Annotated in this window: 23 protein-coding genes; 14 read left to right on the top strand and 9 right to left on the bottom strand. The window is 62.3% G+C overall.

Annotated elements, in window-relative coordinates; genetic code table 11:
• Positions 1–114: 114 nt before the first annotated feature.
• The 5 genes from DSM14862_RS12475 to DSM14862_RS12455 all read right to left on the bottom strand — a co-directional run bounded on the left by DSM14862_RS12475 (position 115) and on the right by DSM14862_RS12455 (position 4,218).
• Positions 115–579: a CreA family protein gene (locus DSM14862_RS12475; RefSeq protein ID WP_007117612.1), complete on the bottom strand. Its 465-nt coding sequence runs from the start codon at positions 577–579 to the stop codon at positions 115–117.
• A gap of 67 nt (positions 580–646) precedes the next feature.
• Positions 647–2,368: a SulP family inorganic anion transporter gene (locus tag DSM14862_RS12470; protein WP_007117611.1), complete on the bottom strand. Its 1,722-nt coding sequence runs from the start codon at positions 2,366–2,368 to the stop codon at positions 647–649.
• Between the two features lie 56 nt (positions 2,369–2,424).
• Complete coding sequence (locus DSM14862_RS12465) at positions 2,425–3,342, bottom strand: MBL fold metallo-hydrolase (protein WP_007117610.1); 918 nt, start codon at positions 3,340–3,342, stop codon at positions 2,425–2,427.
• Complete coding sequence (locus DSM14862_RS12460) at positions 3,342–3,782, bottom strand: YeeE/YedE family protein (RefSeq protein ID WP_007117609.1); 441 nt, start codon at positions 3,780–3,782, stop codon at positions 3,342–3,344. Before DSM14862_RS12460 ends, DSM14862_RS12465 begins: the two co-directional genes overlap by 1 nt.
• Position 3,783: 1 nt before the next feature.
• A complete protein-coding gene (locus tag DSM14862_RS12455) occupies positions 3,784–4,218 on the bottom strand; it encodes a YeeE/YedE family protein (protein WP_007117608.1) in 435 nt (144 codons plus the stop codon).
• Positions 4,219–4,312: 94 nt separating this feature from the next.
• On the opposite strand from DSM14862_RS12455, the gene DSM14862_RS12450 reads away from it, so the two are divergent.
• Complete coding sequence (locus tag DSM14862_RS12450) at positions 4,313–4,618, top strand: ArsR/SmtB family transcription factor (RefSeq protein ID WP_007117607.1); 306 nt, start codon at positions 4,313–4,315, stop codon at positions 4,616–4,618.
• A 26-nt stretch (positions 4,619–4,644) separates the two neighbouring features.
• Here DSM14862_RS12450 and DSM14862_RS12445 read toward each other — a convergent pair whose 3' ends face one another.
• Positions 4,645–5,103: a beta-lactamase hydrolase domain-containing protein gene (locus DSM14862_RS12445; RefSeq protein WP_007117606.1), complete on the bottom strand. Its 459-nt coding sequence runs from the start codon at positions 5,101–5,103 to the stop codon at positions 4,645–4,647.
• A gap of 740 nt (positions 5,104–5,843) precedes the next feature.
• Here DSM14862_RS12445 and DSM14862_RS12440 point away from each other — a divergent pair.
• From DSM14862_RS12440 to gap, 6 genes are all read left to right on the top strand, one after another.
• Positions 5,844–6,851, top strand: coding sequence for a BMP family protein (locus DSM14862_RS12440; protein ID WP_007117603.1), 1,008 nt, complete (start codon positions 5,844–5,846; stop codon positions 6,849–6,851).
• Positions 6,852–8,399 carry an ABC transporter ATP-binding protein gene (locus DSM14862_RS12435; RefSeq protein ID WP_007117602.1) on the top strand — a complete coding sequence of 516 codons (1,548 nt, stop codon included), beginning with the start codon at positions 6,852–6,854 and terminating at the stop codon, positions 8,397–8,399.
• Entirely contained in the window at positions 8,389–9,438 is a 1,050-nt protein-coding gene (locus tag DSM14862_RS12430; protein ID WP_007117601.1) for an ABC transporter permease, read from the top strand. Before DSM14862_RS12435 ends, DSM14862_RS12430 begins: the two co-directional genes overlap by 11 nt.
• Complete coding sequence (locus DSM14862_RS12425) at positions 9,438–10,382, top strand: ABC transporter permease (protein ID WP_007117600.1); 945 nt, start codon at positions 9,438–9,440, stop codon at positions 10,380–10,382. Before DSM14862_RS12430 ends, DSM14862_RS12425 begins: the two co-directional genes overlap by 1 nt.
• 170 nt (positions 10,383–10,552) lie before the next feature.
• A complete protein-coding gene (locus DSM14862_RS12420) occupies positions 10,553–11,833 on the top strand; it encodes an amidohydrolase family protein (protein ID WP_007117599.1) in 1,281 nt (426 codons plus the stop codon).
• A gap of 146 nt (positions 11,834–11,979) precedes the next feature.
• The gene (gene gap / locus DSM14862_RS12415; RefSeq protein WP_007117598.1) at positions 11,980–12,981 is read left to right on the top strand and encodes a type I glyceraldehyde-3-phosphate dehydrogenase; all 1,002 of its coding nucleotides are present in this window, start codon (positions 11,980–11,982) and stop codon (positions 12,979–12,981) included.
• Positions 12,982–13,020: 39 nt separating this feature from the next.
• Here the strand turns inward: gap and DSM14862_RS12410 are convergent, their stop codons facing one another.
• Positions 13,021–13,548 carry a winged helix DNA-binding protein gene (locus DSM14862_RS12410; protein WP_007117597.1) on the bottom strand — a complete coding sequence of 176 codons (528 nt, stop codon included), beginning with the start codon at positions 13,546–13,548 and terminating at the stop codon, positions 13,021–13,023.
• 197 nt (positions 13,549–13,745) lie between these two features.
• Between DSM14862_RS12410 and DSM14862_RS12405 the strand changes: the two genes are divergently transcribed.
• Entirely contained in the window at positions 13,746–14,819 is a 1,074-nt protein-coding gene (locus DSM14862_RS12405; RefSeq protein ID WP_007117596.1) for a Hint domain-containing protein, read from the top strand.
• Positions 14,820–14,854: 35 nt separating this feature from the next.
• On the opposite strand, the gene DSM14862_RS12400 is transcribed toward DSM14862_RS12405, so the two are convergent.
• Positions 14,855–15,424 (bottom strand): TlpA family protein disulfide reductase, encoded by a 570-nt coding sequence (locus DSM14862_RS12400; RefSeq protein WP_007117595.1) that lies wholly within the window; start codon positions 15,422–15,424, stop codon positions 14,855–14,857.
• 23 nt (positions 15,425–15,447) lie between these two features.
• On the opposite strand from DSM14862_RS12400, the gene argH reads away from it, so the two are divergent.
• From argH to DSM14862_RS12370, 6 genes are read left to right on the top strand one after another with little or no spacing between them, the layout of a single operon-like run.
• Positions 15,448–16,839, top strand: coding sequence for an argininosuccinate lyase (gene argH, locus DSM14862_RS12395; protein ID WP_007117594.1), 1,392 nt, complete (start codon positions 15,448–15,450; stop codon positions 16,837–16,839).
• Positions 16,836–17,015 (top strand): hypothetical protein, encoded by a 180-nt coding sequence (locus DSM14862_RS12390; RefSeq protein WP_007117593.1) that lies wholly within the window; start codon positions 16,836–16,838, stop codon positions 17,013–17,015. Before argH ends, DSM14862_RS12390 begins: the two co-directional genes overlap by 4 nt.
• Positions 17,012–17,173: a hypothetical protein gene (locus DSM14862_RS12385; protein ID WP_165481263.1), complete on the top strand. Its 162-nt coding sequence runs from the start codon at positions 17,012–17,014 to the stop codon at positions 17,171–17,173. Before DSM14862_RS12390 ends, DSM14862_RS12385 begins: the two co-directional genes overlap by 4 nt.
• Before the next feature lies 1 nt (position 17,174).
• On the top strand, positions 17,175–17,492 hold the full coding sequence (locus tag DSM14862_RS12380) for a DUF2834 domain-containing protein (protein WP_007117592.1): 318 nt from the start codon (positions 17,175–17,177) through the stop codon (positions 17,490–17,492).
• A 28-nt stretch (positions 17,493–17,520) separates the two neighbouring features.
• Positions 17,521–18,786 carry a diaminopimelate decarboxylase gene (lysA, locus tag DSM14862_RS12375; protein WP_007117591.1) on the top strand — a complete coding sequence of 422 codons (1,266 nt, stop codon included), beginning with the start codon at positions 17,521–17,523 and terminating at the stop codon, positions 18,784–18,786.
• 35 nt (positions 18,787–18,821) lie between these two features.
• Positions 18,822–21,371: a DUF4175 domain-containing protein gene (locus DSM14862_RS12370; RefSeq protein ID WP_007117590.1), complete on the top strand. Its 2,550-nt coding sequence runs from the start codon at positions 18,822–18,824 to the stop codon at positions 21,369–21,371.
• A 6-nt stretch (positions 21,372–21,377) separates the two neighbouring features.
• Here DSM14862_RS12370 and DSM14862_RS12365 read toward each other — a convergent pair whose 3' ends face one another.
• Positions 21,378–22,469 (bottom strand): zinc-ribbon domain-containing protein, encoded by a 1,092-nt coding sequence (locus DSM14862_RS12365; RefSeq protein ID WP_040700554.1) that lies wholly within the window; start codon positions 22,467–22,469, stop codon positions 21,378–21,380.
• Between the last annotated feature and the right edge of the window lie 81 nt (positions 22,470–22,550).

The following is a 22,550-nucleotide window of genomic DNA, read 5'->3' as shown; positions in this document are numbered from 1 at the left end:
ACCTGCCTGTCGCTGCATTGTTGCGTTTTGCGCAGCATATCGCAGGCAGGTCGCCCGACAAGCCGCCTTCGCTAAGATGGCAAGGCTTTGCCGAGGAAATCTTAGCCCTTCGGCTTATTGTCCGGACTGGTAAAGCGGCACAGTCGACATCGACATCTTGGCCGATCCGTCCTGCACCTGCTGGCTGTGGCTGATGTAGATCAGCGTGTTATTCTCTTCGTCGAAAATGCGCTTCACCCGCAGTGTTTTGAAGATGATCGATCGGCGTTCGCTAAAGACATTCTCGCCCTCGTCATCCATCTCGATATCACCCACTTCAATCGGGCCGGTCTGGCGGCAAGAGATGGAAGAGTTCGACGGGTCTTCGAACCAGTTGCCCTTTTGCAGCCGGTCGATCAAACCGCGCTCGAAGTAGGCCAGATGGCAGGTCACGCCCTTAACCTTAGGGTCGGCCACCGCTTCGACGATGATGTCATTGCCGAGCCAGTCCACGTCGACATTCCCCACCTGTTCGGCGGAGGCAGCAGTGGCAAAAAGGCAGGCGGAAAGGGCGGCGGCGCGCGCAAATATCTTGTTCATGGCAGGCCAACGCGCGACGGGCCGGGCGGTTCCCGTGGGGGTACCGAATTATCGAATGTCGTTTTCTCTAGTGCTGCTTAGCTAAGGCGCAAACAGCTTCATGCTGGCTGAGAAACACTTCGCCCGTCAGATCATCCAAGAAGTGGCTGCGTTGAAGGCGGTCCATGACCGGGCCTTTCACCTCGCTTAGATGCAGCCGGATATCGGCATCCCGCAGCCGTGTGTTGATCGCCTCAAGCGATTCCAGTGCCGAAAGGTCGATCTCATTTACCGCCGGGAACATCAGGACCACATCCGTCAGCTCGGGCTTTTCGGCGGCATAGCGTGCAAGTTGGTCCTCTAGGTAGCGCGCGTTGGGGAAGTAGAGGCTCTCATCCACCCGCAGCGACAGCACATGCGGTTGTGTCTCGACCTCATGGCGCAGAACATTGCGGAAATGCTCGGTGCCCGGCACGCGGCCCACCACAGCCATATGCGGGCGCGAGGTCTTATAAAGATGGACCAGGATCGAGGTGATGACCCCCGCGCTCACCCCCGCTTCAACGCCGAAAATCAGCGTGAGCAGGATCGTTACGCTCACGGCTGCGAAGTCGGCATGGCTAAAAGCCCACGCGCGTTTGAGGATCGAGAAATCTACGAGGCTCAGTACCGCGACGATGATCGTGGCGGCCAGCGTCGCCTTGGGCAGGAAGAAAATTAGCGGCGTGAGAAACAGCGCCGCGAGCGCCAGCCCAACGGCGGTGAAGGCGCCGGCGGCGGGCGTCTCGGCCCCCGCGTCAAAGTTTACCACCGAGCGTGAAAATCCCCCCGTGACCGGGAAGCCCCCGGTGAACGCCGCCCCGAGGTTGGCGCTGCCGAGACCGATCAGTTCCTGATCTGGGTCAATCCGTTGACGCTTCTTGGCGGCCAATGTCTGCGCCACACTGATGCTTTCCACAAAGCCGATGATCGAAATCAGCAGCGCGGGGACGAAGAGCTGTGACAGTAGGTCAGGCGAGAAGGAAGGCAGAGTGAGCGGCGGCAGGCTTTGCGGCACGTCGCCCACGATGGCCACGCCGCGGCTGCCCAGATCAAAGGCCCAAACCGCCAGCGTGGTGCCGACAATCGCCAGCACTGGCCCTGTCTTCGCCCCAATATCGGCCATGCGCGGCCCCAGCCCCACACGCAAGAGCAAAGGCTTCAGCCCGCCCCGGACCCAGAAAAGAAACGCCGTCGCGGTTACACCCAGCAGTACGGTGATCGGGTTCACCTCACCCAGATGCGCCCAAAGGCTGGCAAGGATCTCGACCAGTGTATGGCCCTCGCCTTGGATCCCCAGAATATGCCGCAACTGACTTGCCGCAATCAGGATGCCCGACGCGGTGATGAACCCCGCAATCACCGGGTGCGATAGGAAATTTGCCAAAAACCCCAGCCGGAACAGCCCAAGCGCCAGCAGCATCGCGCCCGACAGAAACGCCAGCGTCAGCGCCGCGGTGACATAGCCGGCCGTGCCGGCTTCGGCGATATTGCCCACCGCCGCCGCTGTCATCAGCGACACCACCGCCACTGGCCCCACTGCCAGCGCCCGGCTGGTTCCGAAAATCGCATAGAGCACAATCGGCGCGATGGAGGCATAGATACCCGCCTCGGGCGGCATCCCCGCAAGCAGCGCATAGGCCAGCGATTGCGGGATCAACATGATAGTGACGATCACCGCCGCCACCATATCCCCGGTGAACTGGCTACGATCATAGCGCCGCCCCCAGTCGAGGATCGGCAGATATTGCGCAAGCGGCGGCAGGGTCATGTTGGGCTATCCGTCAAGGGGGAGGGGGGCCGCCCCGAAGGGCAGCCCGGTCTGGCTCAGTCGAAACGGTTCACTGGCAGTTTGAGGTAGTGGTTGCCGTCATCCTCTGCCGGGGGCAGCCGCCCGCCGCGCAGGTTGATCTGCAAGGCGGCAAGGATGCGGTTCGGCAGCGACAGGGTCGCGTCTCGCTTTTGGCGGCGCTCGATGTAGTCCTCGCGCTTGGTGCCGTCTTTGACATGGATGTTGTTGGCTTTGTGCTCATCAACCGTGGCTTCCCACGTCGGTTCCTTGCGGTCTTCGGTGCCGTAGTCATGGCCGATGTAAAGCCGCGTGTCGCCGGGCAGGGCGAGGATATCTTGGATCGAGTCCCAAAGCTCCGCCGTCTTGCCGCCGGGGAAGTCCGACCGTGAAGTGCCCGCATCAGGCTGCATCAATGTATCATGCACGAAGGCGGCATCGCCACAAACGTAAGTGATCGACCCCAGCGTATGGCCGGGCGAAAGCATCACTTTCGCCTCTAGTTCACCGATCTTAAAGGTCTCGCCTTCTTCAAACAGATGGTCAAAGTCGCGGTCGGGGTCAAAAGCCTCTGGCAGATTATAAAGGTCCGCCCAAATCTTTGCGATCTCAGGCACCAGTGCACCGATGGCATTGGGCGCGCCGGTCCGTTCTTTCAGATGGGCGGAGGCCATGACGTGGTCGGCATGGGGATGCGTATCAAGCACCCATTCCACGCTCAGTCCGTGCTCTTTCACAAGGTCCAAGACCTGATCCATGCTCTCGGTCGTGAACTTGTAATTCTTCGGGTCAAAGTTCCACACCACATCAATCAGCGCGGCCTTTTTGGTCGCCGGATCGGCGCAGATGTATTGGATCGAGCCGGTGTCGGGCTCGTAAATGCCCCAGACATCGGGGCTGCCCGCACCGTTTGAGGGGGAATGGCGCACAATGGGAGAGTTAAGAGGGTCGCTCATCAGGCAGTTCCTTCCTTAGTTTTTGGAGTCAAATCAGGGGTGTGGCGGGCGATCCACATGCCGCCCAGCATGAAGGGGACAAAGATCAACGTGCCACTGGCCGCCAAGGGCAGGGCGGTCAACGCAGGGCCGGGGCAGAAGCCGCCCAAGCCCCAACCGATGCCAAAGATCGCAGCACCAGTCAGCAGTTTCGGCTCAAGATCGTTGCGGGTGGGGACGCGGAATGTGTTGTCGAAATAGGGGGTTTGACGGCTGCGGAACAGCCATGCAAAGCCCGGTGCTGTCACAGCGATGGCACCGCCCATGACAAAGGCAAGGCTGGGATCCCAAGTGCCAAAGACATCGAGAAAGTTGAGCACCTTGGCGGGGTCTGCCATGCCAGAGACGATAAGGCCAATGCCAAAGATAAGGCCGGAGAGGAGGGCAAAAATCTGTTTCATATCACGCTCCCAACACATGCCGCATGACAAACACGGTCACGAATGCCGTCGCCATGAAAGTCACAGTGGCCACAATCGACCGTGCCGACCCTCGGCTGATCCCGCAGACCCCATGGCCCGAGGTGCAGCCATTGCCATAGGTCGCGCCAAAGCCGACGAGCAGCCCAGCCACGGCCATCAACAGCGGGTTCGACGGCACCCATTGCTGGGGCCAATTGCCGGAAACGATTAGCCAAAGCGGTGCTGCCAGCAAAAGCCCCAGAACGAAGAAGAATGAAACGCCCCGCGCTTCGCCGTCACTGCTGCGCGCAAATAGACGCGAGGTAAGGCCGCTGATGCCCGCGATACGCCCGTTCGTCGCCATCAGCAGCACCGCCGAGGCTCCGATCATGGCGCCACCGCCGAGCGACAGCCAAGGTGTGAATTCAGTTTCCATGTCTTAACTCCCTAAGCGCCGACCGTGGCGGCTGGCTTGTATCAGACTGCTATTCACTATATATTACCATTTCATAATATTCAATGATGCTAATATGAAAAACGTGAACGACTTCTTAGACGGTGATATTGCCGGGGCTGCGGCGCTCATGACGATGCTTGCGTCTGAGGCGCGGTTGCAGATCCTGTGCCGTTTGCTGGGCGGCGAACGCTCGGTCGGGGATTTGGCGCAGGTCTGCGGCCTGTCGCAATCCACCATGTCCCAGCAGCTTAAGAAGCTGAAAGAAGCGGGTCTTGTCGACAGCCGCCGCGCGGGGCAGACGATTTACTATTGCGTGAAGGGGCAGGAGGCCGTGGCGATTTTGGAAACGCTGCACGGCCTTTACTGCGCGCAAAAGTAAACGCCCAGCAAACCCGGGCGCCTTCTTCACGCTTTGCGATCCGCATAAGATTTCACGAACTGGCCGATCTTCTCTTCGGTCAGATCGATGCCGCGCGTTTTGCCCTCTTGCAGGGCCGTGTCGCCGTCCCATCCCTTATCTGCCGCAAGGGCCATCAAGGTCATCGCCCCCGCACGTTTGCCTGAGGCGCAGTGCAGAAATACCGGCTGCGGCAGGTCATCCAATGAGCGGCGGAATTCATCCACCGTCTCGGGGCCAAGCGTATCGGGCGTGACCGGATGGTGCAGGTAATTCAGCCCCAGCTTCTCGGCTACCAAACGCTCCTCGTCGGGGGAAAGGCCGCCTTTCTCATCCGCGGCGCGAAAATTAATCACTGTTTTCATCCCGGCCGAAGCCGCCTGCTCCAGCGCTTTGGCGTCTGGCGTGAACAGGGCCACGTTATGCGTAGGGTCGATGGTCGCGATCTTCTGGCTGTCGTCGGTCATTCTGGCCTCCTTCTCTGCGCGGGCCGTGTTGCCACGCGCGATGGTTTCAGCAGCACAACACCAATCCGCCGCAACTGTTCCCTGCGGAAATGGCGGGCAGGGCGAGGCCTGCTTAGCCTGAATATTCAAGTCAGCACTATCACCGCCCGTTATGCTAGGCACCACAGAGAGGTTCCGTCTGGCGCATCACTGCTGCAAGCTGATCTTCCTCATCACGAACGAACCTCCCGCGCCCTTGGCCAACGCGGTCTATAAAACCGTGCTGTCTGAACGCGAAGGCACATTAAACCGGCTGACGTTTTTCGACTTCGAGGAGTTGCACGTAGGCCGCCAGTGCCCTGCAGGGTAGGGAGGGGAAAAAGGCTCAAATGGTTTGAGGCAAGCTGGTTCAATTGCACGAATAGATACCTAACGTTGGTCCGCATGGCCAAGCCAGAGGTCCGACCCAGCCGACCAGCCAAGGGCGGCTAGGTGACGCTTCCCCTTGTCATCAATGAAGAAATTTCCTTGCCCACGCACGATCACAGGTTGCGCGGCGCGCAGATTGCGGTGCAATACATATGGTATGCAGAATCCGATCCTTGGGATCGACCCTATTGACCGCTTCGCTCGCTGACCGCCAAATTAATCAGCACATCGCGAGAATTCGGAAAAGCTTGGGCTGACCTAGGGTCAGGATAAGCTTGACAGGTAAAATATTTTATCAAACGGTAAAATGAATAACCAACGGGGGATACCACATGACACAACGCAATCTCACACGCCGCTTCCTATTGGGCACGGCCGCCATGCTGGCCGGGGCCAGCCTTTTGCCGCAGGGCGCGCTTGCCGCTGAGCCGCTGAAAGTCGCGGGCGTCTATACCGTTCCGGTCGAGCAGCAGTGGGTCAGCCGCATCCATAAAGCCGCTGAGACGGCACAGGAACGCGGCGACATCGAGTATACCTTCACCGAGAATGTCTCCAACACCGACTACGCCCGCGTGCTGCGCGAATATGCAGAGGCCGGCAACCAGTTGATCGTGGGCGAGGTCTTTGGCGCCGAAGCTGAGGCGCGCGAAGTTGCCGCCGATTACCCCGAGGTTGCCTTCCTCATGGGCTCCAGCTTCAAGCAAGACGACGCGCTGCCCAACTTCGCGGTCTTTGACAACTACATCCAAGACGCGGCGTATCTGTCGGGCATCATCGCAGGGTCCATGACTGAGAGCGGCAACATCGGCATGGTCGGCGGCTTCCCGATTCCCGAAGTGAACCGCCTGATGCATGCCTTCATGGCGGGCGCAGCCGAGATGAACCCTGACATCAAGTTCCAGGTCAGCTTTATCGGCTCTTGGTTCGATCCGCCCAAAGCCAAGGAAACCGCCTTTGCCATGGTCGAGCAGGGGGCGGACGTGCTCTATGCCGAGCGTTTCGGCGTCTCTGACGCGGCGCAGGAAAAGGGCGTTCTGGCCATCGGCAACGTGATCGACACCCAAGCCGAATACCCCGAGACAGTCGTCGCCTCGGCCCTGTGGCATTTCGAGCCAACGCTCGACGCCGCCATCGCCGCCGTCAAAGCGGGCGAGTTCAAAGCCGACGACTATGGCCGCTATTCCTTCATGTCCGAGGGCGGCTCCTCGCTCGCCCCGCTGGGCACCTTCGAGGGCAAAGTCCCGCAAGAGGCGCTGGATATGGTTAAGGAACGCGAGCAGGCGATCAAGGACGGCTCTTTCACCGTCGATATCAACGACGAAGAGCCGAAGTCCTCCTAAATGACCGATCCAAAATCCGAGGCGCAGGTTGTCCTGCGCCTCGACAACATTACCAAGCGATTTGGCAAGCTCACCGCCAATGACGCGATCAGCTTTGATCTGCGGCAGGGCGAAGTCATTGCCCTGCTGGGCGAAAACGGCGCGGGCAAGACCACGCTGATGAATATCCTGTTCGGCCATTACACGCCGGACGAAGGATTTGTCGAAGTCTTCGGCCAGCGTTTGCCTGCCGGAAACCCGCGTGCTGCGCTGGCCGCGGGCGTGGGCATGGTGCACCAGCACTTCACGCTGGCCGACAATATGACCGTGCTGGAAAACATCGTGCTCGGCACCCGCTCGCTCTGGCGGCCCGGCTTTGGGCGCGCGCAGGCGCGGCAGCGGATTGTCACGCTGATGGACGACTACGGTCTGCGGGTGGATCCGGACGCGCAGGTCGGCAGCCTCAGCGTTGGTGAGCGCCAGCGGGTCGAAATCCTCAAGGCGCTCTACCGCGAGGCGCGTATCCTCATTTTGGACGAGCCGACCGCCGTTCTCACCCCGCAAGAGACCGACGACCTTTTTGCCACCATGCGCAAGGCCGTGGCGCTTGGCCTCTCGGTGATCTTCATCTCGCACAAGCTGCATGAGGTCATGGCGATCTCGTCCCGCGTCGTCGTGCTGCGCCACGGCAAGCTGGTGGCTGAGGCCAAGACTGCCGAGACCGACCGCGCCGCGATGGCGCAGATGATGGTCGGATCGGAGGTCGCCGCTCCGATCGTGCGCCGCGCCGATCCGGGTGCCGCGCTGGTCACGCTCGCAGGCGTCTCCACGCCCGACATCGGCTCTGCTCCGGGGTTGAAAAACGTGGACCTCGAACTGCGCGCAGGCCAGATCACCGGGCTGGCCGGGGTCTCCGGCAATGGCCAAACCGCCCTTGCCGACCTCATCGGCGGGCTGCTGCGCCCGGCTTCCGGTACGTTTCACGTGAAAGGCGACGCGCCCCGCGGCTGGTCGCCCCATGCCGCGATCAGCGCAGGCATCGCCCGCATCCCCGAAGACCGCCACAAAACCGGCACCATCGCCGATTTCGACCTCACCGAAAACGCGGTGCTCGAACTCTATTCCCGCCCCGGTTTCTCCCGCCACGGCTGGATGAACTGGCGCGCCGCCAGGGATTTCGCCGCCAAGATCATCAAGGGTTACGACGTGCGCTGCCCCGGTCCCGAAACGCGCATCCGCCTTCTGTCCGGCGGGAACATGCAAAAGCTGATCCTTGGTCGCGTGCTGGAGACCGCGCCCGCCGTGGTGCTGGCCAATCAGCCCGTGCGCGGCCTCGACATCGGCGCGCTGACCTACGTCCACGAACAACTGCTCGCCGCCCGCGATCGGGGGGCGGCGGTGCTGCTGATCTCTGAAGACCTTGACGAGGTCACGGCGCTGTCGGATGTAATCCATGTGATCTCCGAAGGCCGCCTCTCGCCCCCCTTCGCCCGTGGCGCGCTGACGCCCGCCGAGCTTGGCGTATGGATGGCAGGCGACGGATTTGAGGAGGCCCCCCATGCGGCTTGAACCCATCGCCAACCCCACATGGACCCGCTCGCTGGGCCTGCCAGCGCTGGCGCTTTTCGCCACGGTGGTCGTCGCCTCACTGCTGGCCATGGTCGCCGGCGCACAGCCGTTTTCGGTGCTGGGGCTGATCGTCAAAGGCGCCTTTGGCTCGAAATTCGCCACGTTGGAAACCCTCAACCGCGCCACACCGCTGATCTTCACCGGCCTCGCCGTCGCCGTCGCCTTCCGCGCCAAACTTTGGAACATCGGGGCCGAAGCGCAGCTTTACATGGGCGCAGTGGTGACTGTGGTGCTGGGCACTGGCGCGCTGGCATGGCCCGCCTTTGCGCTGCTGCCCACCATTGCCGTGGCTGCCATGCTCGGCGGCGCGCTGGTGCTGCTGGTGCCGACCTTTCTGAAAACCCGTTTCGGCGTGGATGAAGTTGTCACCACACTGCTTCTGAATTTTGTCGTGCTGCTCTGGGTCTCGATGCTGCTCGAAGGGTCACTGAAAGACCCGATGGGCCTCGGCTGGCCTAAATCCGCGCGGCTGATCGGGGAAGCGCGCCTGCCGCGCATGATCGACGGGCTGCGGCTGCATTGGGGCTTCGGCCTCGCGCTGATCTCGGCCATTGTCGTTTGGGTGATCCAGCGCCGCACCACCTTGGGCTACGAGATGCGCGCCGTGGGGCTGAACCCGGCGGCGGCGCGGTTTGCGGGCATTCCAGTGAACCGGGTGCTGATTAAAACCGCGCTCCTTTCCGGTGGACTTGCCGCCCTCGCAGGCTTTTCCGAGGTCGCGGGGCTGAAAGGCAGCCTCACATTGGATATCTCCCCCGGCTTTGGCTACACCGGCATCATCGTCGCCATGCTGGCGCTGTTGAACCCGCTGGGCGTGGTGGTGGCCGCCCTCTTTGTCGCGGGCATTTTTGTCGGCGCAGACAGCATGAGCCGCGCCGCCGGGGTGCCGACCTATCTCGCCGACATCATGCTGGCACTGGCGCTCTTGGCGATGGTGCTGGCGATCATGCTCACGAAATTCCGGGTGAGGCGCGACTGATGGATATTCTCGACATTCTCCTACAGGCGAGCTTCTGGACCGCCGCCATCCGCATCGCGTCGCCGCTGATATTTGCCGCTTTGGGCGAGTTGATCTGCGAGCGGGCAGGGGTGCTGAACCTCGGCATCGAAGGCATCATGGTCGTCGGCGCTTTCGCGGGCTGGCTCACCGTTTACCTCGGTGGCGGTCTGTGGTTCGGGGTTGCGGTGGCGATGCTCTCGGGCATGGCATTCGGCTTGGTGCATGGCGTGCTGACGGTGCCCTTCGGCCTCAGCCAACATGTCGTCGGCCTCGGCATCACGCTGCTGGCGACCTCGCTGACCTACTACTGCTACCGCCTCGCGCTGCCCGAGGTCACCTCGCCGCCCAAGATCGAGGCCTTCCAGCCGTTCGAAATCCCGCTGCTCTCCGACATCCCGGTCATTGGCCCCGCACTGTTTAACCAGACTCCACTCACATATCTCGCCTTCGTGCTGGTCGTCGCCGTAACACTGGTGCTCTACCGCACGCCGCTCGGCCTCGCCCTGCGTGCGGCGGGCGAGAACCCAGCGGCGGTGGAGGCACAGGGCCTCAGCGTGTCGGCCATCCGTATCGGTGCGGTCATGGTTGGCAGCGGGTTTATGGCCGTGGGCGGGGCGTTTTTGACTATGAGCGCCTTCAACTCGTTCTTTTTTGAGATGGTCAACGGGCGCGGCTGGATCTGCATCGCGTTGGTGGTTTTCGGCTCGTGGAAACCGGGCAAGACCCTGCTGGGCGCGGTGCTCTTTGCTGCCTTTGATGCGCTGCAAATTCGTGTGCAGCAAACGCCGCTTGGGGCGGATATTCCCTATCAGATATTCCTGATGGCGCCGTATATTCTGTCGATCCTAGCGCTTGTAGTTATGTCGCGTCGCGCGCAGGTACCCGCTGCCTTAATGGTGCCTTTCAACAAAGGTGAGCGCTGAACAAAGCGCTCCCTCTCAAACCTTCAGTCCGGCCGCAGGGCCGGACAGCCCCCGACCGCCCCCGTTTTGCCAATGGCAAACCTTCGGTGTGACGGCGGGGGCTTCACCCCCACCCGCGGTCGGGAGCTGTCCTTCGTGGTTTTCAGCCCCGCAGTCATAAGGACCACACCATGTTCGACATTATCATCAAAGGCGGCACACTCCCCGACGGCCGCACCACCGACATCGGCATCAAGGGCGACAAGATCACCGCCATCGAAGACCTCTCCACCACTGAGGCCCGCGAAACCATCGACGCCAGCGGAGACCTCGTCAGCCCGCCCTTCGTCGACCCGCATTTCCACATGGACGCCACGCTCAGCTACGGCACCCCGCGCATCAATGCGTCAGGCACCCTCCTTGAAGGCATCGGCCTCTGGGGCGAGCTCAAAGAGGTCATGACCCAAGAAGAGGTCAAAGCCCGCGCGCTGGAATACTGCGACTGGGCCGCCTCGCTCGGCCTTCTGGCGATCCGCAGCCATGTCGACACCTGCGACGACCGCTTGCTTGGCGTCGAAGCCCTCCTCGACGTGCGCGAAACCGTCAAGGACTACATCGACTTGCAACTTGTCGCCTTCCCCCAAGACGGCCTCTACCGCGACCCCACGGCGCATGAGAACACCATCCGCGCCCTCGATATGGGCGTCGACGTGGTCGGCGGCATTCCGCATTTCGAGCGCACCATGGCGGACGGCGCCCGTTCCGTCACCGCACTCTGCGAACTCGCCGCCGAACGCGGTCTGATGGTTGACCTGCATTGCGATGAAACCGACGACCCTCATTCGCGTCATATTGAAACGTTGGCCTATGAAACGCAGCGGCTCGGCCTTCAGGGCCGGGTGGCTGGCTCGCACCTCACGTCGATGCATTCGATGGACAACTACTACGTCTCGAAACTGCTGCCGCTGATGGCCGAAGCTGAGGTCGCCGCGATCCCCAACCCGCTGATCAACATCACCCTCCAAGGCCGCCACGATACCTACCCCAAACGCCGCGGCCTCACCCGCGTGAAAGAGATGCAGGCCATGGGCATTAACGTCGGTTGGGGGCAGGATTGCGTGATGGACCCGTGGTATTCCATGGGGACGGGCGACATGCTCGACGTGGCCTTCATGGGGCTGCATGTGGCGCAGATGACTTCGCCCGAAGAGATGCGCCGCTGCTTTGACATGGTGACCAACGTCAACGCGCGGATCATGGGGCTGCAAGACTACGGCCTAAAAGTCGGGGCCAAAGCCTCGCTGGTGGTGCTCGACGCGGGCAATCCGATCGAAGCGCTGCGCCTGCGGCCTGACCGGCTTTGCGTGGTGGCCAAAGGCCGCGTGATCTCACGCCAATCGCGCAACGATGCGCGGTTGAGCCTGCCGGGACGCCCCGACAGCGTGCGCCGCCGTCATGGCGCGCATTCGTAAAATCTAGCGTTAACTGACACCTAAAGCGGCGTCCCATAGCGGGCGCCGTTTTCGTTTCTATGGCCAATTGAACTCCGCCGTATCTGCTGTTATGTTAGCGCTAACCGCGCCAATCCGCCCGAAACCGGGCCACCGGAGGATTTACCATGACCACAAAAATCGCCATCAACGGCTTTGGCCGCATCGGACGCTGCGTGCTGCGCGCGCTGATCGAAAACGGCTTTGACGGGATCGAAGTCGTTGCCATCAACGATCTGACCGATGCCGAGAACCTGCTGCATCTGCTGAAATACGACTCTGTCCATGGCCGGCTGACCGTGGATGCCGAGTTGAAAGACGGCATCCTGCATGTGGCAGGCCAAAGCATCCGTATGACGGCAGAGCGTGATCCGGCCAAGCTGCCTTGGGGCGACGTTGACGTAGCCTATGAGTGCACCGGCTTTTTCACTGCGCGCGATGCGGCGGCGAAACATTTGGAAAACGGCAGCAAGCGCGTGCTAATTTCGGCCCCCGGCAAGGGTGTAGACCGCACCGTGGTTTACGGCGTGAACCATCAGGAATTGACCGCCGGTGACCTGATCGTCTCCAACGCGTCTTGCACCACCAACTGCCTCGCCCCCGTGGCCAAGGTGCTTGATGATACCTTCGGGATCGAGACTGGCTATATGACCACGATTCATGCCTACACCGGCGACCAGCCGACCCATGACAGCCCGCACCGCGACCCGTATCGTGGCCGCGCCGCCGCCCTGTCGATGGTGCCGACCTCAACAGGTGCTGCTGCCGCGATTTCTGAGGTGATCCCGCATCTTAGAGGGGTTCTTGAAGGCTCCGCCGTGCGGGTGCCGACGGCCAATGTCTCGCTCGTTGATCTGTGCATTATGCCCAAGAAACCCGCCACGGCAGAGGCTGTGAACGCGGCGATGCAAGAAGCGGCCAACGGCGCGATGAAAGGCGTGTTGGCCTATGAGCCCGCGCCGCTGGTCTCAACCGATTTCAATCACGACCCGCATTCCTCGACCCTCGCGCCCGACCAGACCCGCGTGACCGAAGGCGGCATGATCCGCGTGGTCAGCTGGTACGACAATGAATGGGGCTTCTCGAACCGTATGAACGACACGGCCCGCGCGATTGCCGCGTTGATCTAAGCGACATGGGGCGCGGGGGAACCTCGCCCGCGTCCCGCTCTACAGCGAGGCCGCCGCGCGGCTCGCTTGGTCATATTGCCCCGACATCGCCCGCAGTTGAGCCGCGATTTTGCGCAGCTCCTCGCCCGAGATATCGGTGCGCGGCAACCCGTCGAGGAAGCAAGCCTGCCGGATTGCGCGATACGCGTCACAAAGCTCGGCCCCGGCGGGCGAGGTGCGGTAGAACACCTCCTTACCGCGCTTTTCGGCAGTCAGCAGTTCAGCCTTCACCAGTTTGCGCAGCGCGTAGTTCACCGTGTGCGTATCTTCGATATTGAGCAGAAAACAGATATCCGTCAGCCGCTTCTCCCGGCCCCGGTGGTTGGCATTGTGCAGCACGAGGATTTCCAAGGGCGTCAGGTCGCCATTGCCCGCCGCCGCCATGCAGCGCGACATCCAGCGGGTGAAGGCGTTATAGGCGATGATCATCCCGTATTCGAGCTCGGACGCCTCCCAGCCTTCGCCCTCGGCCAAATGCCGCGAAGAGACGATCCGGCGCGACGGGGTGGGGGGAATTTCTTCCGACATGGGCTGCCTCCGGCTATTTGACCTGCATAACGTTACCAAGACGCTGGCGATTTACAAGCGTTCCGGGCGTCCCTGTCTGTTTGGCGCATGAAGATCAAATTGCAACAGATTGAATTGCCACGTTCTTGACATCTTCCGCGAGGGCAGAGGCTTTGCTAGGCTGGCGTTAATAAAAACACGAGGCAGGCAGAGCAGTAATGAAAACGGGCTTTCGAGGCACGTTCGTCATCAGCTGGTCGCAAACAGAGATCGACGGTCTGGAGGCCGCACCGGTGCAGTCGCTCGAACTGGGCTCTGCCTGGGCGTGGCGCGGGGACACTATCCGCGTGGATGGGCCGAATGATGTATTGCGTCTGGATATGGCGGACGGGGCAGAACAGCTGCGCAAACGCGCGGCCCGCATGGTGCAACGCCTGATCGGCGCGGCGTTGGAGGAGGGGGGCGTGATGCCACCCAAAACTTCGCGTGAAGACCATACCGCCCCACCGCTCGACAACAGTTTTATGGTTACCAATGGCGCGCGGACCTACACGGTTACGCTGATCGATGCAGGCCAAGGCCGGACGCCGCTGTTGATGTTTGTCGATGAATTGCCGCCGCGTGATTGCGAGCTTTGGGTGATGCACAGCACGCTTAAACTGACGCGCAATGCGCAGTCAGGGGCGGAGAGCGGTGGTGTCATCTGCTTTACCCCCGGCACCCGCATCCGCACGCCCCTGGGCAGCACCTTGATTGAAGATCTGCGTGAGGGCGATCTGATCCAAACCAAAGACAACGGCGCGCAGCCGCTCGAATGGATCGGCAGCCGCCGCATGAGCGGCGCACGGCTGCATGCCATGCCACATCTACGCCCCGTACGGTTCCGCCCCGGCGCGTTAGGGATCGCGCAGCCCGACGCTTCGCTGCTGGTCTCACCGGATCACCGGATCGTGCTGCAAGGCCCGCAGGCCCGCGACCTGTTTAACTGTGACGAAGTGCTGGTCGCGGCCAAGGACTTAATCAACGGGCGCAGCGTGGCCAGCGATATGTCCCTGCGCGAGGTGACCTATATCCATGTGCTGCTGGCCGAACATCAGGTGATGTGGGCCAATGGGGTGGAGACCGAAAGCTTCCATCCCGCCGCGGCCCCGCTCACCAGCCTTGGCGCGCAGGACCGGGCACGGCTGCTGGCGGCACATCCGCAGTTGGAGGCTGATCCGCACAGTTATGGTGGCTTCGCACGTCGCAATCTGAGCACCTCAGAGGCAGCGATCCTGCGGCATGTGGCGTAAAGCCGGGCGCGGACGCCCGACCTCAACTTCGGGGCTTAGCCCTCGGCGTCTTCTTTAATCAGGGCCGCGATGATCGCTCGGGCGCTTTCGGAATCCCATTCCGCGTCGCCTTGCAAGCGCGCTATCTCGCGACCCTCACGGTCCAAAAGCACGCTGATCGGCAGGCCGAATATGCCCATTTGACTGGCGAGCTTTTGTTTTGGGTCTTGGTGGCGCGGCAGTCTGTCGACGCCTGCTTCTTCAAAGAAACGTTTGATCCCTTCCTCGGAATTGCGGCCCGTGGCGATGGTCAGCACTTGAAAATCATCACCACCAAATTCCTTTTGTAGCGCGTTCAGTTGCGGCATTTCCTTGCGGCAAGGCGCGCACCAAGTGGCCCAGAAGTTCACCAGCACAACTTTGCCTTCGAAATCCGTCAGCGACATCGCCTCGCCATTATCCTCACGCTCAAAGGTCACGTCGGACGCCGCCTGCGGCGCATCGTGGATCACGAGTTTCTTCATGTCCCCGTCGCGCAGCCCTGCGATGTCAGCCGTTCCGGCAAGGGCGGGGTTTGCACCTGCGACAAGCAGCGTATAAACGAAGCCAAGCACCAGATTTTTCATACGTCCCTCCAAGGGTATTCAACATGACCGACACGACCTCGAACAAAATGTGGGGTGGCCGTTTCGCCGCCGGACCGGACGCGATCATGGAGGCGATCAACGCCTCGATCGGGTTCGACAAACGGATGGCCGCACAAGACATCGCCGGGTCGCGTGCCCATGCCGCCATGCTGGCAGCCACGGGCATCCTGACTGATAGCGATGCCGAGGCCATACGGGAAGGGCTTCTCACGATCTTGTCAGAGATCGAAGAGGGCAAGTTTGAGTTCTCGGCAGCGCTTGAAGACATCCACATGAACGTCGAAGCGCGGCTCAAAGACTTGATCGGTGAGCCCGCAGGCCGTCTGCACACGGGCCGCTCGCGCAATGACCAAGTCGCCACCGATTTCAAGCTTTGGGTGCGTGACCAGTTGGACGCCGCCGATGAGGGTCTGCAAGCGCTGATCCGCGCGCTTTTGTCTCAGGCCGAAGCGGGCGCGGATTGGGTCATGCCCGGTTTCACTCACCTGCAAACCGCGCAGCCCGTCACATGGGGCCATCACATGATGGCCTATGTTGAGATGTTTGGCCGCGATCTGTCGCGCTTCCGCGATGCCCGCAAGCGGATGAACGAATGCCCGCTGGGCGCTGCCGCCTTGGCTGGCACGTCCTTCCCGATTGACCGGGACATGACGGCCGAAGCGCTTGGCTTTGACCGCCCCGCCGCCAACAGCCTTGATGCCGTAAGCGACCGCGACTTTGCGCTGGAGTTCATGGGCGCGGCCAGCATCTGCGCCATGCACCTGTCGCGCTTTGCCGAAGAACTGGTGATCTGGTCCTCGGCGCAGTTCCGTTTCGTGGCGCTGTCGGACCGCTTCTCGACCGGCTCCAGCATCATGCCGCAAAAGAAAAACCCCGATGCCGCCGAGTTGATCCGCGCCAAAGTGGGCCGCATCTTTGGCGCGAACACCGCGCTGATGATCGTGATGAAGGGGCTGCCGCTGGCCTATTCCAAGGACATGCAGGAAGACAAAGAACAGGTCTTTGACGCCGCCGACAACCTGATGCTGGCGCTCGCCGCGATGACCGGGATGGTGGGTGACATGACCGCCGAGCGCGAGAACCTCGCTGCTGCTGCGGGCTCGGGTTTCTCCACCGCCACCGATCTGGCCGACTGGCTGGTGCGGGTGCCGAACCTGCCGTTCCGCGACGCGCATCACGTGACCGGCACGCTGGTCGCTATGGCCGAGAAGCAGGGCTGCGATCTGCCCGACCTTACGCTGGAGCAGATGCAATCGGTCCACGCTGAGATCACGCAAGATATTTTTGATGTGCTCGGCGTCGATAACTCGGTAAACTCGCGCATGTCCTACGGCGGCACCGCCCCTGCGCAGGTGCGTGCCCAAGTTGAGCGCTGGAAGGAAATCCTGAAGTGAAACGCGGCCTTGCGATCCTGTCTCTGCTAACCCTTGCCGCCTGCGGCGCGGATGGCGAACCGGTGAAACCGACGGCAAGCAGCACGATCACCATGTCGTCGTCGGGCGTGTCGGTCGGCACCGCTGTGGGTCTGCGGCGCGGGCCGTTCTCGCTGGCGCTTGGGGTCGGCGGGTGAAGCCGCTTTTTCATGTCACGCTGGTGGCCGGGGTGCTCACCTTAGCCGCTTGTACCCCGCTGCAGTCTTCCGCACGCCAAGATACGCCTACACCACCTGCCGAGCCGGGGGTCAGCTTGTCGGGCTATGCCACCGTCGGCGTTGCAAAAAGTTTTTGAGATGTCACCGCTGCGCATGCTCTACCTCGCCCTTGCGGTCTGGGGCACGATCCATCCAATGTATTACTTCATCACGTGGTTCAACACCGAAGGCTGGAGCCTGAGTGCCATGATTGATGCGTGGCACGCCAATGCCGCCGCCAGCGGGCTGGTTTGGGATTTGACCATCGCTGCCGTCACATTAACCATCTGGATCATCGCCGAGGTCGCCGTGCGCCGGAATTTCCTCAGCTTGATTGCCATTCCCGCCACGTTCTGTATTGGGGTGAGCTGTGGCCTGCCGCTCTATCTGTTCCTGCGGACAGCGCCGATCAAATAGAGCCGGGACGACATAAGGCGACGCGCAGATGGATCATTTTCTTTATAAAGACGGTGTCTTGCACGCCGAAGACGTAAGCTTGGCCGAGATCGCCGCCGCCGTCGGCACGCCGGTCTATGTCTATTCCACCGCGACGCTGCTGCGGCATTTTCACCTGTTTGACGACGCGCTTTCGGGCATGGATCATCTGGTCTGCTACGCGATGAAGGCCAATTCCAACCAAGCTGTGCTGCGCACGCTGGCGCAGGCCGGCGCGGGGATGGATGTGGTGTCGGGCGGGGAATACCGTCGCGCCAAAGCGGCAGGCGTGGCGGGGGACAGAATCGTTTTCTCAGGCGTCGGCAAAACCCGCGAGGAGATCGAACTGGCACTCACGGGCGGCATCCGGCAATTCAACGTCGAGAGCGAGCCGGAGATGATCCTGCTTGATATCGTGGCACGCGAGTTGGGCAAAGTGGCCCCAATCACCATCCGCGTGAACCCGGACGTTGACGCCAAAACCCACGCCAAGATCGCCACCGGCAAGAGCGAGAACAAGTTCGGCATCCCGATCGCCCGCGCCCGTGAGGTTTATGCCATGGCCGCCACGCTGCCGGGGTTGGAGATCATCGGCATCGACGTGCATATCGGCAGCCAGTTGACCGATCTGGCCCCGTTTGAGCAGGCCTATGGCAAGGTGGCGGAACTGACCGAAGTGCTGCGCGCCGATGGGCATAACATCCGGCGGCTGGACCTTGGCGGCGGTTTGGGCATTCCTTACGAGCGGTCCAATTCCGCCCCGCCACTGCCGACGGATTACGGCGCGATGGTGCAGCGCACGCTGGGGCATCTGGATTGCGAGATTGAGATTGAGCCGGGGCGCTTGATTGCCGGGAACGCGGGCGTCTTGGTGAGCGAGGTGATTTACCTTAAGTCCGGCGAGGGCCGCGATTTCCTGATCCTTGATGCCGCGATGAACGACCTGATCCGCCCGGCGATGTATGACGCTTGGCATGACATCGTGCCGCTCAATGAACCCGCACCGGGGGCAGAGCCGCGCCCGGTGGATATCGTCGGCCCGGTCTGTGAATCCGGTGATACTTTTGCCAAGCAGCGGATGATGCCGGTGCTGGGCTCGGGTGATCTGGTGGCTTTCCGCTCTGCCGGAGCCTACGGCGCGGTGATGAGCAGCGAGTATAATTCGCGCCCGCTGATCCCTGAGGTTTTGGTCAATGGCGATCAATTCGCGGTTATCCGCCCACGGCCAAGCTTTGACGAAATGATAAACCGCGATACCATCCCTGAATGGCTCTGACGGCACCCCGCCGCCAGAGCGCGGGAGCGTGACGCATGAAAGCATCCACTGACAGGACAGACGGGCTGCGCGCGCTGCGCTGGCCCTTGCGGCTGACCTGGGGGGGGATGCTGGCTGAAGCGCTGGTACAGGCGCTTTGGCCGATGCTGACGCTGCTGCTGGCGGTGCTGGCGCTGCTGATGATGGGGGCGCAGGACAGTCTGGGCGGTGATCTGCTTTGGGGAGTGCTGGTCGCTGTTGGTCTTCTTTTTCTCGGCACATTGATTTTCGCGCTGCGGCGCTTTCGTATTCCCTCGCAGGCGGCGGCCCTAGCGCGGCTCGATGCCAGCCTGCCGGGGCGGCCCATTCGGGCGCTTCTGGACGATCAAGCGATTGGCGCGGGCGATGCGGCCTCGGCAGCGGTCTGGCAGGCGCATCAGAAACGTATGGCCGCGCGGGCGGCAGCGGCCAAGCCGGTGAAGGGCGATCTGCGCGTCTCGCGGGCCGATCCCTATGCGCTGCGCTATGTGGCGCTGCTGGCTTTCGTCGTTGCACTGGTCTTCGGCTCGGTCTGGCGGTTGGGTGAGGTGACGCAGCTGACCCCCGGCGGGGCGGGCGGCACGCTGGCCTCTGGCCCGGTCTGGGAGGGGTGGGCCGAGCCGCCGCGCCATACTGGGAAACCAACGCTTTATCTGAATGACCTTGAGGCCGGGGCGCTGTCTCTGCCTGCGGGCACGTTGATCACCCTGCGGCTTTACGGAGAGTTGGGTGCGTTGACGGTAGAAGAAACCGTATCGGGCCGCGCGGGGGGCGCGACCTCAGAGCCCGCGCAGGATTTCACCCTGCGCCAAAGCGGCGAGATCAGCATCGAGGGCCCGGGCGCGCGAGCATGGCAGATCACGATGCTGCCCGACGCCGCCCCGCAAATTGAGCGACAAGGCCCGCCCGAGGTTACGGCCTTGGGCGAGATGAGCCTGCCCTTCGTTGCGCGGGATGACTATGGCGTCGAAGCGGGTGAGGCACGGATCAGCCTTGATCTGGCCTCCGTCGACCGTCGCTATGGGCTGACCATCGACCCTGACGCGCGGCCCGAGATTGTTGTGCCGCTGCCCATGCCGATCACGGGCGATCGGCGGCAGTTCGAAGAGAACCTGATTGAGAATTTCTCGAAACACCCATGGGCCAATCTGCCGGTGTCCCTTGAGCTTTCCGTGCTCGACGCCGCCGAGCAACAAGCCGCGACCGAGGCGAGCCAATTGACCTTACCCGGACGGCGTTTCTTTGATCCGGCGGCAGCGGCTGTGATCGAGATGCGTCGCGATCTTTTGTGGTCACGCGCCAATGCGCCGCGCATCGCGCAGGTGCTGCGGGCAGTGGTCTATGAACCGGGGGAGGAACTGCGCTCGGATGTTACGGTTCTGCGGCTCAAGCAATTGATCCGCCGTTTGGAAATCCGTGCGCGCTTCGGGTTGGACGAAGAGGTGCAGGCCGAGATGGCCGAAGACATGTGGGCGCTCGCGATTGAACTGGAGGAAGGCGTGCTGGCCGATGCGCTGGCGCGGATGCGCCGCGCGCAGGATCGGCTGAACGAGGCGATGAAGAACGGTGCCTCACAGGCCGAGATTGCTGAGTTGATGGACGAGTTGCGCCGCGCCACCGAAGACTACCTTGAACAACTCCAACGCCAGCAAGCGCAGGAGGGCGAAGGCGAGGGACAGCAGCCCCAAGGCGAATCCATGCAGATGACCCAAGACGATCTGCAACGCATGATGGACCGCATTCAGGAGTTGATGGAACAGGGCCGCATGGCAGAGGCCGCTGAGGCGCTGCGTCAGTTGCAAGAGCTAATGGAGAACATGCGCGTCACCCAAGGCCAGCCGGGCGAGGGTGGCAATTCACCGGGCGAACAGGCGATGGAGGGTCTCTCGGAGACGCTGCGAGAGCAGCAGGGGCTGAGCGATCAGGCTTTCCGCGACCTGCAAGAACAGTTCAATCCCGGCACCGACGCGGGTGAGAGTGACGGCAACGAGGGCCGCAATGGCGGTCAGGGGCGCGGTCAGAGCCATGAGGGTCAGCAAGGGCAGGGCGGCCAATCCGGCGAAGAGGGCGCCGAAGAGGGGCTGGCCGGGCGTCAGCAAGCGCTGCGCGACGAGCTGCGCCGTCAGGAAGGCCGTCTGCCGGGGCAAGGCACGCCTGAGGGCGATGCCGCGCGCGAGGCGCTAGAGGGTGCGGGAGAGGCGATGGACCGCGCCAGCGACGCGCTGCGCCGCGATGAGTTGGCCGAGGCGATCGACAATCAAGCACAGGCCATGGAAGCGCTGCGCGAGGGGATGCGGTCGCTTGGCGATGCGATGGAGCAAGAGCAGGCCGAGGGCCAGCCCGGCCAAGGCACTGCCGAGGGCGACCGCCGGGCCGAGGCGCGCGATCCGCTGGGGCGCGAGCAGGGGGGCAATGGGGCCAATAGCTCGGACGCGCCGCTGGCTCAGGGTCCAGACGATCAGGGCCGCGCGCGGCGCCTGCTGGACGAAATCCGCCGCCGCTCGGGCGAGACGGAGCGGCCAGAGGTTGAGCGGGATTATCTCAATAGACTGTTGGATCGGTTCTAGGCGGGGTTAGCCCTGCGATTGGGTCGCCACGGTGTCAAGCCAGACAAGCAGGTCCTGCAACTGCCCGTCCAACCAAATCCGCGCGTCGTCCATCCATGCCACATAGGACGACAGGTAGGGATCGGCCTGCGGCATTGATTGCGCAATCTGCGGCGCATAGACATAGACCGCCGCCAAGATGGCCGCCAAGGCGATCATCAAGACGAAACCACGCGTGAATCCTCCCGACTTGCGCTTGCTCTCGGGGCTGTCAAGCGCGGCCGTCGGTGTTGGCCCCGCATGCTGGCCTTGGTTGCGATCATGGCGCAGGGTCGAGTTGATCTCTTCGATATCGGGCAGCAGGTCCCGGCGCGAGGCGCTGCCGTAGGCTTCGCTCTCTGGGATCGGCTCCCCCCGCATCTTGGCCATGCGCAGTCGGGCATCATGGGCGCGGCGGGCATCCTCATCCGCGGGCACATGGTCCGCTTCGGCAATGTCGGGCCGGGGGTCTTTTTGGGGTTCAGAGCGCGGGGCGTCATCAAGGCCCAGATCCGGCTGGGTTTCCAGTGGGTCCGACTGACGCTTGCGGCGGGCATCTTGCTCTGCTGCCGCCTCCTGACGCAGGATTTCGGCGATGGCCGGATCCAGCGGGCGTCTCACGGGTGCGGTGGCGGTGGGCGCGGCTGTCGGGCGCTGCGCCTCCTCCTCCGGCTCGAAATCATAGCCATCGTCGAAGTCCGCGTCATCTTCAAAAGACCCGTCATCTTCGAGGCTATCGTTTTCGTAATCCTCATCCCCGAACGGCTGGAGATCAGGCAAGCTATTGGCTGCTTTTTCTTCGTGACCCGCGTCGTCGGTTGCGCGTTGCTTCATGTGCATCACGTCATCGTCGTAATCCGGGTCATCGTAATCCGGGTCGTCGTAACCTGTGCCGTTGCCGCCCGAATGAGCGCGCTCTGGACTGTCATCCTCTGGATAATCTTCTTCTGGCGCATTGTCGGGATGATACTGAAACCACGTCTGCCCGCAGTTGGAACATTGCACGTCACGCCCCGCTACCGGCATCACTTCGTCGGGGACTTCGTATTGCGCGTCGCAGTTTGGGCAGATCAGCCGCATGGTCATTCCTGGGTTCGTTCGGTGCTCTCGGATCGTAACGGACAGCATATGTCCTAGAATTACGTAGGAAAAGTGATATCT

It is taken from the genome of Sulfitobacter indolifex (genome assembly GCF_022788655.1).
Taxonomy (GTDB): domain Bacteria; phylum Pseudomonadota; class Alphaproteobacteria; order Rhodobacterales; family Rhodobacteraceae; genus Sulfitobacter; species Sulfitobacter indolifex.
The sequence above is the reverse complement of the archived record's forward strand: the minus strand, read 5'-3'. Positions and strand labels throughout refer to the sequence as shown.